General features: G+C 70.2%; 18 protein-coding genes. 4 read left to right on the top strand and 14 right to left on the bottom strand.

Going from position 1 to position 17032, the window contains the following annotated elements:
- Positions 1–45: 45 nt before the first annotated feature.
- The 6 genes from cbiE to ACZ7L6_RS36655 all read right to left on the bottom strand — a co-directional run bounded on the left by cbiE (position 46) and on the right by ACZ7L6_RS36655 (position 5887).
- Complete coding sequence (gene cbiE / locus ACZ7L6_RS36680) at positions 46–1266, bottom strand: precorrin-6y C5,15-methyltransferase (decarboxylating) subunit CbiE (RefSeq protein ID WP_471931661.1); 1221 nt, start codon at positions 1264–1266, stop codon at positions 46–48.
- A gap of 115 nt (positions 1267–1381) precedes the next feature.
- Positions 1382–2017, bottom strand: coding sequence for a GNAT family N-acetyltransferase (locus tag ACZ7L6_RS36675; RefSeq protein WP_471931659.1), 636 nt, complete (start codon positions 2015–2017; stop codon positions 1382–1384).
- A gap of 160 nt (positions 2018–2177) precedes the next feature.
- On the bottom strand, positions 2178–3011 hold the full coding sequence (locus tag ACZ7L6_RS36670; RefSeq protein WP_471931657.1) for a MetQ/NlpA family ABC transporter substrate-binding protein: 834 nt from the start codon (positions 3009–3011) through the stop codon (positions 2178–2180).
- 76 nt (positions 3012–3087) lie between these two features.
- Positions 3088–3813 (bottom strand): methionine ABC transporter permease, encoded by a 726-nt coding sequence (locus tag ACZ7L6_RS36665; RefSeq protein ID WP_471931655.1) that lies wholly within the window; start codon positions 3811–3813, stop codon positions 3088–3090.
- Positions 3810–4847: a methionine ABC transporter ATP-binding protein gene (locus ACZ7L6_RS36660; protein WP_471931653.1), complete on the bottom strand. Its 1038-nt coding sequence runs from the start codon at positions 4845–4847 to the stop codon at positions 3810–3812. Before ACZ7L6_RS36660 ends, ACZ7L6_RS36665 begins: the two co-directional genes overlap by 4 nt.
- Positions 4848–5239: 392 nt before the next feature.
- Positions 5240–5887, bottom strand: coding sequence for an HAD family hydrolase (locus ACZ7L6_RS36655; protein WP_471931651.1), 648 nt, complete (start codon positions 5885–5887; stop codon positions 5240–5242).
- A gap of 69 nt (positions 5888–5956) precedes the next feature.
- On the opposite strand from ACZ7L6_RS36655, the gene ACZ7L6_RS36650 reads away from it, so the two are divergent.
- Entirely contained in the window at positions 5957–6316 is a 360-nt protein-coding gene (locus ACZ7L6_RS36650; protein WP_471931649.1) for a hypothetical protein, read from the top strand.
- Entirely contained in the window at positions 6297–6740 is a 444-nt protein-coding gene (locus ACZ7L6_RS36645; protein ID WP_471931647.1) for a hypothetical protein, read from the top strand. The genes ACZ7L6_RS36650 and ACZ7L6_RS36645 overlap by 20 nt, the downstream gene beginning before the upstream one ends.
- Here ACZ7L6_RS36645 and ACZ7L6_RS36640 read toward each other — a convergent pair.
- From ACZ7L6_RS36640 to ACZ7L6_RS36630, 3 genes are all read right to left on the bottom strand, one after another.
- A complete protein-coding gene (locus ACZ7L6_RS36640; RefSeq protein ID WP_471931645.1) occupies positions 6730–7227 on the bottom strand; it encodes a GNAT family N-acetyltransferase in 498 nt (165 codons plus the stop codon). The two genes, ACZ7L6_RS36645 and ACZ7L6_RS36640, sit on opposite strands and share 11 nt — an antisense overlap.
- A gap of 45 nt (positions 7228–7272) precedes the next feature.
- Positions 7273–7779 (bottom strand): sigma-70 family RNA polymerase sigma factor, encoded by a 507-nt coding sequence (locus ACZ7L6_RS36635; RefSeq protein WP_471931643.1) that lies wholly within the window; start codon positions 7777–7779, stop codon positions 7273–7275.
- Positions 7780–7853: 74 nt separating this feature from the next.
- The gene (locus ACZ7L6_RS36630) at positions 7854–9014 is read right to left on the bottom strand and encodes a glycerophosphodiester phosphodiesterase (protein ID WP_471931641.1); all 1161 of its coding nucleotides are present in this window, start codon (positions 9012–9014) and stop codon (positions 7854–7856) included.
- A gap of 379 nt (positions 9015–9393) precedes the next feature.
- Here ACZ7L6_RS36630 and ACZ7L6_RS36625 point away from each other — a divergent pair, with 379 nt between their 5' ends.
- Positions 9394–10068 carry a lysophospholipid acyltransferase family protein gene (locus tag ACZ7L6_RS36625; protein ID WP_037890327.1) on the top strand — a complete coding sequence of 225 codons (675 nt, stop codon included), beginning with the start codon at positions 9394–9396 and terminating at the stop codon, positions 10066–10068.
- 94 nt (positions 10069–10162) lie between these two features.
- Here the strand turns inward: ACZ7L6_RS36625 and ACZ7L6_RS36620 are convergent, their stop codons facing one another.
- From ACZ7L6_RS36620 to argH, 5 genes are all read right to left on the bottom strand, one after another.
- The gene (locus ACZ7L6_RS36620; protein WP_471931639.1) at positions 10163–11686 is read right to left on the bottom strand and encodes an MFS transporter; all 1524 of its coding nucleotides are present in this window, start codon (positions 11684–11686) and stop codon (positions 10163–10165) included.
- Positions 11683–12249 carry a TetR/AcrR family transcriptional regulator gene (locus tag ACZ7L6_RS36615; RefSeq protein ID WP_471931637.1) on the bottom strand — a complete coding sequence of 189 codons (567 nt, stop codon included), beginning with the start codon at positions 12247–12249 and terminating at the stop codon, positions 11683–11685. Before ACZ7L6_RS36615 ends, ACZ7L6_RS36620 begins: the two co-directional genes overlap by 4 nt.
- Before the next feature lie 88 nt (positions 12250–12337).
- A complete protein-coding gene (locus ACZ7L6_RS36610; protein WP_471931635.1) occupies positions 12338–13309 on the bottom strand; it encodes an aldo/keto reductase in 972 nt (323 codons plus the stop codon).
- Positions 13310–13395: 86 nt separating this feature from the next.
- Complete coding sequence (locus ACZ7L6_RS36605; protein ID WP_471931633.1) at positions 13396–14247, bottom strand: alpha/beta fold hydrolase; 852 nt, start codon at positions 14245–14247, stop codon at positions 13396–13398.
- Positions 14248–14437: 190 nt separating this feature from the next.
- A complete protein-coding gene (argH, locus tag ACZ7L6_RS36600) occupies positions 14438–15868 on the bottom strand; it encodes an argininosuccinate lyase (RefSeq protein WP_471931631.1) in 1431 nt (476 codons plus the stop codon).
- A 261-nt stretch (positions 15869–16129) separates the two neighbouring features.
- Between argH and ACZ7L6_RS36595 the strand changes: the two genes are divergently transcribed.
- Entirely contained in the window at positions 16130–16981 is an 852-nt protein-coding gene (locus ACZ7L6_RS36595) for a hypothetical protein (protein ID WP_471931629.1), read from the top strand.
- Positions 16982–17032 lie beyond the last annotated feature (51 nt).

Below are 17032 nucleotides of genomic sequence, written 5' to 3'. Positions count from 1 at the left end.
TACCGCGCGCGGTACGACAACAGGATCACGGGGACGGGCACGCGGTCATACCGCGCGGTCGGGCAACACCCCGCTGAGCAGGAACGAAACAGTCCGCTCTCGCTCCGTCCAGGCCCGCGTGTCGAGTTGGACGGACTGCATCAGGGCGCACTCCACGTCGTACCCGTGCTCGGTGAGGTCGCGGCCGATGAGTTCGGCGGCGTCGCGGGTCGCGGCGTGCGTGACGATGCGCTGCGGGCGCCGGTCGGCGACGGCGGAGACGACGGCCGCTCCCCCGCCGCCGACGCGGACGACGTCGGGTTCGGGAAGGTTCTCCAGGACGTGCGGGGCGGTGCCGTGGACGATCTGCAGCTGGACTCCGAATGCGCGCGCGTTGGCCCCGGTGCGCTCGCAGGCCCGCGGGTCGCGGTCGACGGCGATGACAGCGGCGCCGGCCCGGGCGGCCTCGGTGGCGAAGGCGCCGCTGCCGCAGCCGATGTCCCACACGAGGTCGCCGACGCGCGGGCCGAGCCGCGTGAGTTGGGCCGCGCGCAGGGGTTCCAGCTCGCCCTCGCCCATGAGACCGCCGTACGACTCGGCGGGCAGCGTCCAGCCACGCGGCCCGGCGCCCGAGTCACGGCCGGCGATCCATCCGCCGCCGTCCGCCGGGGCGCCTGTTCCGGGGTGTCCGCCGATGACGATGACGACGTTCGGGTCGCGCCAGGTGTGGTCGGCGGCCTTGTCGGAGGTGACGACGGTGACTTGCTCGTGTTCGGTGCCCAGTGCCTCGCAGATGACGAAGGTGCGGTGGACGCCTTCGAGGAGCAGGCCGAGTTCGGCGGGTCCGGCGCCCGGTGAGGTGAGGACGGCGACCTTGGTGTGGGCGCGGCACACATTGACCGCGCGTCGCAGGGTGCGGCGGTGTGCGACGACCACCTGTGCGTCGTCCCAGGGCATGCCGGCCCGGGCGAAGGCGGCGGCGACCGAGGAGACGGCGGGGACGACCTCGACCTCCAGGCCGAACTCGGGTCCGCGCAGGGTCCGTACGACTCCGAAGAAGCCGGGATCGCCGTCGGCGAGCACCACGGCGGTGCCTCGGTGGCCGGCGATCCGGCGGGCGGCGAGGGCGACGCTGCCGAGGCGGATGCGCTCGGCGGCGGGCGGCACCTCGGGGAGCGCCAGGTGGTGGGCGGCGCCGGCGACCAGCGTGGCGGCACCGAGGGCGGAGCGTGCCGCGGCGGTCAGCGGCGAGCCGTCCCAGCCGATCACCGTGACGCGGTCGGCCATCGTCGTCAGTCTCCAGGGATTACGCAGGTCGTCGTGGGGCAGCCCGAGGGGCGGGCTTCGTGAGGGTACCTGGTTGCCGTGACGGCACCACCGGTGCCCGATGGTTCGATTCCCGTCAGTTCCACTCGCCGAACGAGGTGAAACCGTCGCCGGCCGCCTGGTCGCCGACGCCTTCCAGGTCCTCGGGCAGCAGGCTCCAGACGATGAGGTCGGTGCGTACGTCGGTCCACGCGCCGCTGTCCGTCCTCGTCCGGGCTATCCAGGCCCCGCGCAGCACGCCCTCGCTGATACACCCGATCTTCTGTGCCACCTGCTGGGAGGCGGTGTTGTCGGCGGCGGTGCGCAGCTCCAGCCGTTCGAACTTCTGGTCGTGGAAGAGCCACTGCGCGGTGGCGAGGGCCGCCTCGGACGCGTAGCCCTCGCCGCGGGCCCAGGGCGCGATGACGTAGGAGATCTCGCTGGAGCGGATGCGCCAGTCGGTGTTCTGCAGGTGCACGATGCCGACGAGGCGCTGGGTGAGGAACTCGTCGACGGCGAAGACGATGCCGCGTCCCTCGGCGCGTTCGGCGGGGGCGAGTTCGGTGATCCAGGCGCGGGCGTCGGCCTGCGTGTACGGCTGCGGCACGGAGGTCCAGGCGGTGACGAGCTCGTCGTTCATCATCTCGGCGAATGCCTCGGTGTCCGGTTCCTCGAAGGGACGCAGCACCAACCGCTCCGTGCTGATGGAGATGTTGGGGAAGGTGCTAGTCATGCGCCGCTCCGTAACCTTCGGAAAACCTTCAGGGCCTGCTGAACTGCCCAGCATGCAGCATGAAAGCACTGAACTGCACCACGGGGTCCACTCCAAGTGAGCGAGTGGACCCCGTGCGTGGCGATACGCGGTATACGCCCCGTCAGATGAAGCTGACCCGTCAGAACGCCGCGACGACGGCGCCGTCGTACTTGTCCTCGATGAACTTCTTCACCTCGGGCGAGGTGAGCAGCTTCGCCAGCTTCTGCACGCGCGGGTCGTCCTCGTTGCCCTTCTTCACGGCGAGGAAGTTGCCGTACGGGTTGTCCTCGGGCGACTCGGCGGCGATGGCGTCCTTCGCCGGGCTGAGGTCGGCCTCCAGGGCGTAGTTGCCGTTGATGACCGCTGCGTCGACGTCGCCGAGGGAGCGCGGCAGCTGGGCCGCCTCGAGCTCCTTGAACTGGAGGTCCTTGGGGTTGGAGGCGATGTCCTTGGGGGTCGCTTCGTAGCCGACGCCCGCCTTCAGCCTGATGACTCCGTTGGCTTCCAGCAGCTTCAGCGCGCGGGCCTCGTTGGTGGTGTCGTTCGGCAGGGCGACCGTGGCGCCCTTCTTGAGGTCCGACAGCTTCTTTACGCCCTGGGAGTACACGCCGAGCGGCTCCAGGTGCACGGTGGCGTTCGGCACGGCGACGATGTCGGTGCCGTTCTTCTTGTTGAAGTCGTCCAGGTACGGCTGGTGCTGGAAGTAGTTGGCGTCGACCTCACCCTGCTGGACGGCCGTGTTCGGCGTCACGTAGTCGGTGAACTCCTTGACCTCGAGCTCGAGGCCGGCCTTCTTCGCGAGGTTGTCCTTGACGTAGGCGAGGATCTCGCCCTGCGGGGTGGGCGTGGCGGCGACCTTCAGCGGGGCGCTGGCGTCGGAACCGGAGTCCTTGTCCGAGCCGCAGGCGGAGAGCCCGAGGGTGAGGGCTCCGGCGGCGAGGACGGCAGTGGTGATCTTGGCGGTGTTACGCACGAAAAGTGCCTTTCCTATGGGTGGTGCGACCCCGACATGGGTGTGCGGGGAGTTCCGGGGGTCCGTTCGGGACGGTTCAGACGGTCTTGCTGGTGGCGGTGGAGGCCTTCAGCAGGCGCAGCTTCGGCGCCGGACCGGAGCGTCCGCCCCGCCGGTACAGGGAGCGCGCCGCGTAGTCGCCGGCGAACTGGATGAGGGAGATGACGACGGCGAGGATCGCGACGGTGAGCCACATCAGCTCGGTCTCGAAGCGCTGGTAGCCGTAGCGGATGGCGATGTCGCCGAGGCCGCCCGCGCCGACCGTGCCGGCCATGGCCGAGTAGCCGATGAGGGCGACGATCGTGGTCGTGGTGCTGGCGATGAGGGACGGCAGGGACTCGGGCACGAGGGCCTTGCGTACGACCGTCCAGGTGTTGCCGCCCATCGACTGCACGGCCTCCACGAGCCCGCCGTCCACTTCGCGGACAGCCGTCTCGACGAGACGCGCGAAGAACGGGATGGCACCGATCGCGAGCGGCACGATCGCCGCCTCCCGGCCGATCGTCGTCCCGGTGACCCAGCGTGTGAAGCTCATCAGCGCGACCATCAGGATGATGAACGGCATCGACCGGGCGACGTTCACGATCTGCCCGATGACCTTGTTGGCGAGGACGTTCTGGAGCAGGCCGCCCTTGTCGGTGAGGACGAGGAGGATGCCGAGCGGGAGACCGCCGACGACGGCGATGAGGGTGGACCAGCCGACCATGTAGAGGGTGTCCCAACACGCCTGGGACAGCAGGGGCTGCATCTCGGACCAGGTCACAGCTGGGCCCCTTCCTTCAGCAGAACGGGCTCCTGGCCCAGTACGTCGATCTGCAGGCCCTGTTCGCGCAGGAAGCCGATCGGCACGACGTTGTCCTCGTAGCGGCCGGGCAGTTCGATGCGCATCCGGCCGACCTGGAGGCCGCCGACGGTGTCGATGGCGGCGCCGAGGATCGAGATGTCGATGTTGTAGGTGCGCGAGAGCTGGGAGATGACCGGCTGGGTGGCGGCCTCGCCCTGGAAGGTCACGTCGACGACGGTGCGGTCGTCGGCGGAGGCCTCGCCGCCCACCGGGAAGAGCGCGGAGGCCAGTTCGGAGCCGGGGGTCGCGAGCAGCTCGCTGACCGTGCCGGACTCGACGATGCGGCCCCGCTCCATGAGCGCGGCCGAGTCGCAGATCGACTTCACGACGTCCATCTCGTGGGTGATGAGCAGGACGGTCAGGCCCAGCTGCCGGTTGAGGTCGCGCAGCAGCTGGAGGATGGAGCGGGTGGTCTCCGGGTCGAGGGCGCTGGTGGCCTCGTCGGAGAGCAGCACCTTGGGGTCGCCGGCCAGGGCGCGGGCGATGCCGACGCGCTGCTTCTGCCCGCCGGAGAGCTGGGCCGGGTAGGCCTTGGCCTTGTCGGCGAGTCCGACGAGGTCGAGCAGCTCCAGCGCCTTGCGCGAGCGCTCCTTGCCGGACTTGCCGAGGATCTCCAGCGGCAGCTCGACGTTGTCCTGGACCGTCCGCGAGGACAGCAGGTTGAAGTGCTGGAAGACCATGCCGATACGGCTGCGCGCCCGCCGGAGCTCCTTGCCGGCCCGGGGTCCGCGGCCGGCGAGGGCGGTGAGGTCCTGGCCGGCGACGGTCACCGTCCCGGAGGTGGGGCGCTCCAGCAGGTTGACGCAGCGGATGAGCGAGGACTTGCCGGCGCCGGACTGGCCGATGACGCCGTACACCTCGCCCTCGCGGACGTGCAGATCGACGCCGTCGAGGGCGGTGACCTCGCGGCCGCGCGAGCGGTAGACCTTGGTCAGGCCCGATGTGGTGATCACTGGGTTTCCGTCACTGTCGAGTGCGCGGCACGTCGTGGGCGCCGGGCACGTGGCGTTCATGGTCGAAAGGCAGCCAGGACGCAGCACGGCTCTCGCAGGCGCGGTAGAACCGGAGAGGAGAATCGTGTGCGCGGGGCGTGGCTCGGTCCCGTACGCATGGCGTACGCGCGGACGAGCGGGCTCTCGCTTCGGGGCGCGAGGCTCAGGTGGTGCAGGGGCCCTCTAGAAGGCGCACATTCGACACATACAACGAGCACCGGGCGTCATGGTCGCCTCGGTCGCAGCAGTGCGGCAGCTCGTCGTGGTCATGCGATCAGTAAACCAGACGTACGGTCCTTACCGGCCGCCGCTGTCCGCATACTGGACAGCGGTGGACAGCCGGCGGACACTCCTCAGCCGCGGACGGAGATCTCCACGGACCCGTCGCTGACCAGCGCGGACAGGGCCGACAGGTCCTGCACGACGAGGTCGGCGTCGAGCTCGTGGGCCTGGTGGGTTGTGGTCAACGCCACGGTGGTCATCCCGGCCGCGCGACCGGCCGCCAGACCCGCCGGGGCGTCCTCGAAGACGACGCAGTGGGCCGGGTCGACGCCCAGTTCGCGGGCGGCGAGGAGGTAGGGCTCGGGGTCCGGCTTGCCGCGCGTGATGTCGTCGGCGGTGACCATCGTCTTGGGGAGGATGCCGACGGCGTCGAGCCGGGCCTCGGCCAGCCGGCGGGTGGCGGAGGTGACGACGGCCCAGCGGTCGGCAGGCAGCGCGTCGAGGAACGCCTTCGTGCCGGGGAGCAGGTGCACGCCCCCGTTCGGTACGTCCTCCACCTCCAGCGTCTCGATCCGCGCGAGGGCCTCCGGCACGACATCGGCGGGCAGCAGCTCGGCGACTATCTCGACCGCCGGGCGCCCGTGCAGCTCGACCCGTCCGAACTCCTCCGTGATGCCGTACTCCTCGGCCCACCGCGCCCAGCAGCGGTCCACGGAGGCGAGGGAGGAGACGAGGGTGCCGTCGTTGTCGAACAGGAGGGCTTGTGCGCGGATCTTCATGCCCTCGACCCTAAGGTGCCCGTCGGGGGTGGCCGCACCAGCCCTTTTGGCCCGTAATAGGCTCGCCGCATGTTTGATGCCCTGACGCTGGTGACCGGTGTCGCCGCGCTGCTGCTCGCCGCGTGGTGCGGCTGGGCGGCCTACCGTGACCAGCCGACGAAGGACTGGCACTTCATCGGGATGGCCGTGGTGACGGTGCTGGCCCTGGTGCAGCTGGTGGTCGGGATCGTGCTGCTGACACGGGGCGAGAAGCCGGATCAGGGCACGACGATCTTCGTGGCGTATCTGCTGGGCGCGTTCGCGTGTGTTCCGGCCGCCGGGTTCATGTCGCTCGCCGAGCGCTCCAAGTGGGGTTCGGTGACGGTCGCCGCGGGCGGTGTGGTGCTGGCCGTGCTGGAGGTGCGGCTCTATGACATCTGGGGAGGCTGAGGTGGCCGTGACCGAGGAGAAGCCGACCAGGACACGGCTGATCAGCGGGCCCGGGATGCTGCTGGTGTGGCTGTACGGCGTGATGGTGGTCGGGGCCGTGTCCCGCTCGGTGTACCAGATCGCGACGGAGTTCGACCGGGCGCCGCTGGCGTACTCGCTGTCGGCGGTGGCGGGCTTGGTGTACGGCTTCATCACGTACACGCTCGTCAGGGGCGGCGAGAAGGCCCGCAAGGCGGCACTGGTGTGCTGTGCCGCCGAACTCGCGGGCGTTCTGATTGTCGGCACCTGGACCTTGGTGGAGCCCTCGGCGTTCCCTGACGCCACGGTCTGGTCCGACTACGGCATGGGGTACCTCTTCATCCCCGTAGTGCTACCCCTGTCGGCCCTGTACTGGCTCCGCAAGGCAGGGGCCGTCAAGCAGTAGCGGCGTAAGCCCCCGCCTGCTTCTCCAGCACGATCATCGGTACGCCGTCCGCGCCCTTCGACGTGCCCACCGCCTCGTAGCCCACCTTGCGGTACAGGCGCAGGTTGCCCTCGCTGCGGTGGCCCGTGAAGAGGCGGAACTTCGTGGCGCCCCGCTCTTCCACCAGGGCGGCTTCGGCCGCGCGCAGCAGCCTCGCCCCGATGCCGTGGCCCTGGAGGCGGGGGTGGACGCAGAGCTTGCCGATGGCGGCGGCGCCGTCCGCGGTGACGCTGCCGCGGACCGAGCCGACGACCTCGTCGCCGAGCCGCGCCACGAAGACGCAGTCCGCGGCGACCTCCGCGCGGACCGAGTCCAGGGTCTGGACGAGCGGGTCGATGCGGTAGTTGCCGTACAGCGCCGCCTCGCTCTGGAAGCACAGGTACTGCAGCCTGAAGATCTGCTCCGCGTCCTGCTCGGTCGCCGCCGAGATGGTCACGCTCATGCCCATGTGCGCACGCCTCCCGCTCACCTGATCAGCTGTCGTTCCTCACTCCTATCCCCGCGTGCTGCGGGCCGCAACCTCCGGTGTCAGCATTCGACGCAGACATCCCAGGCATCTGGAACGTTCCGGGCCGAGACTGCCCTGTGAGATACCCAACTCCCCCGCGATTTCCCGGTATGTCAGGTCCTCAGGGGAGAGCAGCGCCTCCACGAGGCGAGGGCAGCGGCCCGGCAGGCGGCGTACCGCCTCCCGCAGGGCTCGGCGGCGGGCGGCCTCGAGGACGAGGTGTTCGGGGTCGTCGGTGCTGTCGTCCGCCGGCTCGTTCTCGTACGGCCGTTCGCGCCGCGTCGTACGGCGGCTGCGGCGTGCCTCGGAGCGGACCGCCCTGCGCAGCCAGCCCGGCGGGTCGACGGGTGGGCCGTCCGAGTCTAGGCGTTCCAGGAGGCGGAGCCAGACCGCCTGTTCCAGGTCGCCCGCCTCCGCTCCGCAGGCGTGCGCTTCGGCGGAGGCCTCGGCGGTGAGCAGGGGGCGCAGGGCGGCAACCAGGTCGTCCGTCATATGCGGCACGACGCGGCCGCCCGGGCACAGGGTTGCCCGGGCGGCCGACAGTCACCCCGAACGGGGTGCGGGTCTCAGCTGTTGACGAAGTCCTCGCGGGCCAGCACTCCCGTGTCGGGGTTGTCGGTGAAGACACCGTCGATGCCGGTCGCGAAGTACGTCTTGTAGGCGCCGAACACATCGCCGTAGGCGTCCGCGTCGGTGCCCTTGCGGAAGTTCGCGGGGAGGAAGGGGTTCTCGTTGCGCATGGTCCAGGGGTGCAGGATCAGGCCGACCTTGTGCGCGTCGCTCACGAGCGTGGTGGGCGTGGTGAGGTTGCCGTTCGCGTCCTTCGGGATGATCAGGTCCAGGGTGGGGCCGATGCCCTGGGCGTAGGAGGCGATCTCGCGCAGGCCGGCCGGCTTGACCAGGTCGGCGACGGTGCGCGGGTCGCCCGTCTCGACGAAGTCCCAGGGGCGGGTGGCCGGCCCGGAGAGCAGGACCACGAGCGGGTTGTCGACGAGCTTGTTCAGGCGCTGGATGCTGGTCGGCTCGAAGGACTGGATGATGACCGGCGAGTTCCGCCGGTCCCTGCCGTACTTGTGCAGCACCTTGGCGACCCGCTCCTCCAGGGCGAGGCCCTGCTTGCGGAAGTAGGTGGGGTGCTTGAGCTCGGGGTAGATCCATACCTGCTTGCCCCGCTTGCGGGTCTGCTCGTCCTGCCACTTCAGGACCTCTTCGAAGGTCGGGATCTCCCAGCGGCCGTTGTAAAGGGTGTTGTGCGGGCGGTTGGCCGGGATGCGCTCGATGGCGCGCAGGGTCTTCAGCTCGGCGAGCGTGAAGTCCTCGGTGAACCAGCCGGTGGTGGAGACGCCGTCGAGGACCTTCGTCTTCTTGCGGTCGGCGAACTCGGGATGGTCCGCGACATCGGTCGTGCCGCCGATCTCCGGCTCGTGCCGGCAGACGAGGTGGCCGTCCCTGGTGGGCACCAGGTCGCCCGCCTCGACGATGTCGGCGCCCATGTCGAGGGCCAGCTGGTAGGAGCCGAGGGTGTGCTCGGGCCGGTAGCCGCTGGCCCCGCGGTGGCCGATGATGGTCGGCTTGGGCAGGCTCTTCACACCGCCACCCTGCCGGGCCTCGGCGGCCTTCGCAGTACCGGACAGCCCGAGGACCGCTCCGCCCGCGCCGAGCACGGCCGCGCCGAGAAGCATGCGCCGTCCGGTGACGCCCGTCTGCTCGTTCTCCTGCGTTCCCATGAGCACCCTCTCTGCCCGTTCGTTCGTCAGTGCGCGCTGATCGTAGGTGCGTCCATATGACGGACGGGAGACTTACGGCAGAACTCGCGGGTGACGCTGAATGTCGTACGGGAAAGGTGAGGTGACGGTCCGTCGGTATGGGTTGCGCGGTGGGGGGAACTCGTCCGCTACGGCCTCCGGGCGATGTCCGTCACATCATGGCGGGCGCGTTACACACCGCCCACGGCACGCCACCGCAGGTAAACCTGCGTCAACAGTGCGTAAGGCGTCGGTGAAGTCGGCCCACCCGATGTGCGGGACCCCGGGAACCGCGAGTATCGTCCTCACCTGCACAGACTCATACAGTTCCCTCGCCATCCCCTTGACCCCGGAGGGCCCGTTGTCCCGCTTCGCGCTCATCAAGGCAGTGCTCGGACCGATCATGCGCCTGATGTTCCGCCCACAGGTGGAGGGCGCGGAGCACATCCCGGGCGACGGTCCGGTCATCCTGGCCGGCAACCACCTCACGTTCATCGACTCGATGATCCTGCCGCTGGTCTGCGACCGTCAGGTCTTCTTCATCGGCAAGGACGAGTACGTCACCGGCAAGGGCCTCAAGGGCCGGCTGATGGCCTGGTTCTTCACAGGCGTCGGCATGATCCCCGTCGACCGGGACGGCGGCCGGGGCGGGGTCGCCGCGCTGATGACCGGGCGTCGGGTGCTGGAGGAGGGCAAGGTCTTCGGCATCTACCCCGAGGGCACGCGGTCGCCCGACGGGCGGCTGTACCGGGGGCGCACCGGTATCGCGCGGTTGACGCTGATGACCGGTGCGCCCGTAGTTCCCTTCGCCATGATCGGCACCGACAAGATTCAGCCGGGTGGGGCAGGGATGCCTCGGCCTCGGAAGGTGACGGTGCGGTTCGGCGAGGCCATGGAGTTCTCCCGGTATGAGGGGATGGACCGGGATCGGTACGTCCTGCGTGCCGTGACCGACTCCGTGATGGCTGAGGTCATGCGGCTGTCGGGGCAGGAGTACGTGGACATGTACGCGAGCAAGGCCAAGGAAGCCGCGTAACGCCGTTCGGGCTCTCAGGTACGGCTGCTGCGGGTCGTACGTGGCTTGTCGCGCCCACGCGGCGGAGCCGCATCTCGATACAGCCCCGCGCCCCTTAAGCGGCGCTGTCCAGCCGTTGGCCGCGGAGGAGGAACCACGCTGCCACTGCCGCAGTGAGCAGGACCGCCGCGCCTACCCCCGCTGCCAGCGCCAAGCCGTCCACGAAGGACTGCCGGGCCGCGTCCAGCAAAGCCTCGGAGGTCGCGGCGGGCAATCCCGCAGCTGCCTCCACCGCACCGCCCAGCGACTCGTGCGCCTCCGCCGGAGTGCCCGCCGGGCCCGCGAAACCCCGGTACACACCTGTCACGATCGAACCCAGTACGGCGATTCCCAGGGCCGCGCCCAGTTCGTACGCCGTCTCCGAGACCGCCGACGCCGCGCCCGCCTGCTCCTTCGGTACGGAGCCGAGGATCACGTCGGACGTCACCGTGAAGGAGAAGCCCGCGCCCACGCCGACGACCAGCAGGGCGGCCCCGAGCAGGGGGTAGCCCGTCGAGCGGTCGATCACCGTGAGCACGGCCAGGGCGAGGCCGATGGCCGCGAGGCCGCCCGAGACGACGGCCCGCACCGAGAAGCGGCGAGCCGCTCGGCCGGCGATCAGGCCGGCCACCACCGCGCCGATCGCGGCGGGCAGTTCGGCCAGGCCCGCCTCCAAGGGGCCCCTGCCCTGCACGAGTTGCAGGAACTGGGAGAGGAAGAACACCAGGCCGGACAGGCCGAGGATGGTCAGCAGGTCGGCCAGGACCGCGCCGCTGAAGCCGCGGTTGCGGAACAGCCGCATGTCCAGCAGCGGGGTCGGCAGGGTCAGCTGGCGGCGTACGAAGCCGTACAGCGCGGCCATGCCCAGCAGGCCCACCGCCGTCGCCTCCCACGTGAAGCCGTGCGCGGCGGCCTCCTTGACGGCGTACACGATGCCGACCATGCCGACGAGCGACAGGACGACGCTGACCAGGTCCCAGGGGCCGGGATTCGGGTTCCGCGATTCGGGCAGCAGCCTGATGCCGACGAGGACGAGGACCGCCATCACCGGCAGGTTGATCAGGAAGACCGATCCCCACCAGAAGTGTTCGAGCAGGAAGCCGCCGGCGATCGGGCCGACGGCCGTACCGGCGGAGGCGGTCGCGCCCCAGATACCGACGGCGAGGCTGCGTTCGCGCGGGTCGTGGAAGATGTTGCGGATCAGGGCGAGGGTCGCCGGCATCAGGGTGGCGCCCGCGACGCCGAGCAACGCCCGGGCCAGGATCATCAGTTCAGGGGTCGTCGCGTAGGCGTTGAGGACGGATATCGCCCCGAACGCGGTGGCGCCGACGAGCAGGATCCGCTTGCGGCCGATGCGGTCGCCGAGGCTGCCCATCGACACCAGCAGACCTGCGATGACGAACGAGTAGACGTCGCCCATCCAGAGCAACTGGGTGCCCGACGGCTTCAGGTCCTCGCTGATGTAGGGGGTTGCCAGGCCGAGGACGGTCGCGTCGACGGCCACCAGCAGCACGGCGAGCACCAGGACGGACAGCGCGAGCCAGCGGCCCGGGCGCTTCACCGCCTCGGTCGTGGTCGCCGGCTGCAGGGTGCTGGTCATGATTCCTCTCTCTGTGGTGCGTGATGTCGTAGTGCGCCGCCGAGCAGCAGCTCGACGATCATGTGCTGGAAGTCCTTGGGCGCGCCCTTGCCGCTCTGCACCAGCCAGGCGCCGGAGGCCAGCAGGCCGTACAGCGCCTCGGTGAGCCACGCCGGTGTGAGGTCGATGCGGAACTCGCCGCTCCGCTGGCCGCGCCGGAACAGGGCGCCGATGCGGTCGTCGATCCGGGTCCAGCCCGCGTTCTGCTCCTCGCCCTCGAACAGCTGGTTCTCGGTGTAGAGGAAGGCGAGCAGCCCGGCGGCGGGCTCGACCTCGCGGACGAGACGGCGTACGGCGTCGGTCGCGGTGCCGGCGTCCAGTTCGGCCGCGTCCAACGCGGTCTCGCACTCCTCGATACCGAGCGCCTCCAGTGCCCGCACGAGGGCGTCGCGCCCGGCGAAGTGGCGGTGCAGCGTGGCCCTGCTGATCCCGGCGGCCTTGGCGACCTCGTCCATGGTCGCGGTGGATTTGCGGGTCAGCAGGGCTGCGGCACTGCGGAGTACGTGGTCACGGTCGACAGCCATGAGACAACCATAGCGCATGTGAGACATTGATGTCTCATTCTGGGCGTGCGCGACTCACACTCCCCGTCGGGTGATCAAGAGGCGTACGTCAGTGCCAGGGCAGCTGCCCGCGCCGCTCCCAGTACGCGCCCGGCTCCTCCACCAGCGTGGCGAGCCGCTCCAGCTGGTCCTCGTCGAGGTCGACGACCGCCGCGTGCAGGTTGGACGCGAGCTGTACGGTCGTCGCGGCGCCGGAGAGGACCACACCGACCCAGGACTGGCGGAGGATCAGCGCGAGGGCGACGGCGTCGCATCCCAGAGACGTCTCTTCGGCTACGGCCTTCAGCGCGTCCGGGGCGTACGGGCCCGCGAGCCGTCCGTTGGCCATGCCTTCCTTGACGATCACCGTGAGCCCCGCGTCGTGGGCCTCGGCGAGGGCGGGGCCGGCCGAGGTCTCCAGGGCGTTGTACGTCGACTGGACGGTACGGAAGAGGGGCTCGCCCTCGACGGTCACGGCGAGGGCGGCGCGGATCGCGTCGGCCTGGGCGGGGCCGCTGGTGGAGAAGCCGATGGTGAGGCCCTGGGCCGCGGCTTCGGCGAGCCTCGCGTGGAGGTCCTTGTCGGTGAGGGCGGGGCTGTCCGGCGTCACCGAGTGGATCTGGTAGAGGTCGAGCCGGTCGCCGAGCAGGGCGTCGGTCTCGGCGCGCTGACGCTCGTACGTCTGGAGGCTGTGGTCCTTGACCTCGTGCTTCTCGGCGTCGGTCGTCCAGCCGGCGGTGTAGGTGTAGCCCCACTTGCTGCCGACGACGATGTCGTCGATGTCGGGGCGGGCGTTCAGCCAGTCGGCGAGGAACTCCTCCGAACGGCCGTAGGAGCGGGCGACGTCGAAGTAGCGGACGCCCTGGGCGTAGGCGGCGTCGAGGAGTTCGTGGGTGCGCTCGCGCAGGGCGTCGACGGTGCGCTCGGCCGGGAGGTCGTCCTCCCGGCCGAGGTTGATGTACCCCGGGCGGCCCACGGCGGCCAGGCCGAGTCCCAGATGTGCGGTGGGCGTGGTGGCGGCGGCCAGACGGCTGAACGGCATGGCGGTCTCCGGGCACGATCGGCGGACGGGTAACCCGCACCAATCTACCGACGCCCGTCCGCCTCGGCCCGGGCGGACGCGACGGCTCAGCCCGCGCTGACGCAACGCGGCCCGAAGGACGGGTCTGCAGGCCCGTTCCGCTTGAGGGCGTCGAGCACCCACTGCCGCACCAGCGCGGACTTGGGCGCCTGGTCGTGCTCGGTGAGGTCGAGCGGGCAGCGGTCCTGGAGCAGGACGTTGGTGACGTAGGAGGCGGGCCCGCTGAGGAAGGAGCTGGTGTACGGCAGCACGACCTCGTCGTACTTCGTGGCGATCGCCGTGTAGTCGGGGCCGACCGGGGTCTCCGGGTCGGCGTTGAGCTTCTGCAGGAAGTCCGAACCGGCGGTCTGGTCGACGCAGGAGGGGCAGAGGGTGGCGCCGGCGACGAGGGCGAGCGGGTTGGTGGTGCCGTGGTTGGAGGGCACGATGCCGACGAGGTCGTCGACCTTGGTCGCGCCGCCCAGGAACTTGACGTAGTAGCGGGGCATCATGCCGCCCTGGCTGTGCCCGACGATGTCGACCCTCTTGGCGCCGGTCGCGCCGAGTACGGCGTTCACGAAGTCGCGCAGTTCGGCCGCCGAGTCCGGGATCGGGGCCGTCTCCAGGCCGCCGTACTCGAAGGAGAAGACGCAGTAACCGGCGTCCGCGAGGGCGGGCGAGAGGGTCAGCCAGTTCTCGTACGAGGTCTTGAAGGTGCCGTTCACCAGGACCACGGGCTGAGGGTGGGCCGAATCCGGCTTGCAGGACCAGTGGTTGGCGCCGGGCGGCGGAGTGTCGGCGGCGCTCGCGGGGGCCGTGAGACCGAGGGCGCACAGGGCGGCGGTCGCGGCGGCGGCGAGGAGGCGGGCGGTTCGTCTTGTGCGTCTCCGGCGCATGATGTCCCTTTCATGCTCGTCCATGATCGACCAGTGTTCGGCAATGTCGACCGGGAACCGGAATAGTTACTTCCGAGTAGAAGGAAGTCAAGGTTTCGGCCAGTGGCCGATTCCTTACCGTTACCGGGCGGGCTGGGACAGCACGAAGAGGCAGGGGCGGACAGCAAGAAGGGCCCGGACACGATGTCCGGGCCCTTCTTCCGACTGCGGGACGCTAGGCGCCCTTGGCCGTCGCCCACTCGTGCTGCGCCGCCACGTCCGTCTTCACCTCGGCCAGCTGGACCGCGACCGCGCTGGGCGCCGTACCGCCACGGCCGTTGCGGGAGGCCAGGGCACCGGGGACGTTGAGGACGGAGCGGACCTCGGGGGTGAGGTGGGTGGAGATCTTCGCGAACTGCTCGTCCGTCAGGTCGTCCAGCTCCTTGCCCTCGGCCTCGGCGACCTTGACGCACTCGCCGGCGACCTCGTGCGCGACCCGGAACGGGACGCCCTGCTTGACCAGCCACTCGGCGATGTCGGTGGCGAGGGAGAAGCCTGCGGGGGCCAGTTCCTCCATGCGCTCGCGGTGGACGGTGAGGGTCGCCATCATGCCGGTGAAGGCGGGGAGCAGGACCTCGAGCTGGTCGATGGAGTCGAAGACCGGCTCCTTGTCCTCCTGGAGGTCGCGGTTGTAGGCGAGGGGCAGGGCCTTGAGCGTCGCCATGAGGCCGGTCAGGTTGCCGATCAGGCGGCCGCTCTTGCCGCGCGCCAGCTCCGCGATGTCCGGGTTCTTCTTCTGCGGCATGATCGACGAGCCCGTGGAGAACGCGTCGTGCAGGGTCACGAAGGAGAACTCCTTCGTGTTCCAGATGATGACCTCCTCGGCGATCCGGGAGAGGTTCACGCCGATCATCGCGGTGATGAAGGCGAACTCGGCGACGAAGTCGCGCGAGGCCGTGCCGTCGATCGAGTTGGCGGCGGACCCGTGCTCGAAGCCGAGGTCCTTCGCCACCGCCTCCGGGTCCAGGCCGAGGGAGGAACCCGCCAGGGCACCGGAGCCGTAGGGGGAAACCGCTGTCCGCTCGTCCCACTGGCGCAGGCGTTCGGCATCCCGGGACAGCGACTGGACGTGCGCCAGGACGTGGTGGGCGAAAAGGACCGGCTGGGCGTGCTGGAGGTGGGTGCGGCCGGGCATCGCCACGTCCGGGTGGGCCTCGGCCAGGCCGATCAGCGCGTCCTGGAGGTCGGCGATCAGGCCGCCGATGATCCGGGCGTGGTCGCGCAGGTACATGCGGAAGAGGGTCGCGACCTGGTCGTTGCGGGAGCGGCCCGCACGCAGCTTGCCGCCGAGGTCGGGGCCGAGGCGCTCCAGCAGACCGCGCTCCAGCGCCGTGTGGACGTCCTCGTCGGCGATAGTGCCGACGAACTCCCCCGAGGCCACGTCGGCTTCGAGCCGGTCGAGCCCGGCGATCATGCGCTGCAGCTCGTCCTCGGTGAGGAGCCCCGCCTTGTGCAGCACACGCGCGTGGGCGCGCGAACCGGCGATGTCGTACGGCGCCAGCCGCCAGTCGAAGTGGACGGACGCGGACAGCTTGGCCAGGGCCTCGGCGGGACCGTCGGCGAAACGGCCGCCCCAGAGCCGTACGTCACCGCTGTTGCTGCTCACTTGCGTGCTCCTCGGGAGGGTCTGGGTGTGGCACCGCCTCCCCGTGGCGTGAACGGGGAGGCGGTCGTCAGGCTAGTGCGAACCTGCCACACAGTGACGTGCATGAGTATGCAGAGCTATGCATGATTCGTCAATTCGGGCCCGCGGCGCTGGGAAATCCGAGCCGCCTTTGAACGCGGGAAACCGCTTACCCGTATCTCTCGCCGAACGCAGGCGCCGCGTTTGTCGACCACGACCACCTGACCCGAGTGAGGCATCCGCATGTCCAGGGCTCTTCCGAAGTACAACAAGCGTCGCGTCGCGTTCATCGGCGGCGCTGCCGCGGTGGCACTGTCCGGCACGGTGATCGCCGGCTTCGCCCTCGCGGGGGAGACCTCCAAGAGCAGCGCGACCGGCGCCCGCACCCTGGCGGGCCCGGGCACGATCACCTGCCCGGACGTCCGGTCCAAGCTGCCCGCGGTCCCGGCCTCCGCCAAGGCCGAGGTCGACCGCAACCTCGCGCTCCTGAACACCCAGATCCAGGAGGCCAACAAGCGCCTCGTCGACACGGTGGGCCAGGGCGGCCCCAACTTCGTCAACAACGCCATCCTCGGCCCGCTCAAGGACAAGCGCGTGGCCACGGTCAACCGCATCGCGACGGCAATCGGACGCACCGCGGCCAAGCCGCAGGGGCTGGACGCGCTGGCGCCGTGCACCCTGAACGCCACCGGGACCAACGCGGGTGGCGGCGCCAAGGCCACGCCCACCGCGAAGGCGACCGCCGGGCAGCAGGCCGGCGGAAACACGGGCAACACCGGAAGCGGCGGCAACGCAGCCGGTGTCGGCACGATCAGCTGCCCCGACGTGCGGTCGAAGCTGCCCTCGGTCCCGGCCTCCGCCAAGGCCGAGGTCGACCGCAACCTCGCGCTGCTCAACACCCAGATCCAGGAGGCCAACACGCGCCTGGTCAACACCGTCGGCCAGGGCGGACCCAACTTCGTCCAGAACGCGATCCTCGGCCCGCTGAAGGACAAGCGCACGGCCGCCATCGACCGCATCGCCATCTCGATCGGCCGCACCGCCGCGAAGCCGCAGGGACTGAACTCCCTGGCCGCTTGCACGCTCGACAAGTGACGTGACAGGCAGCCATGGCCGCCCCGTTGGCACGCCGGCCGGGGCGGCCGT

Source organism: Streptomyces sp. NPDC107522 (assembly GCF_055657525.1).
The sequence above is the reverse complement of the archived record's forward strand: the minus strand, read 5'-3'. Positions and strand labels throughout refer to the sequence as shown.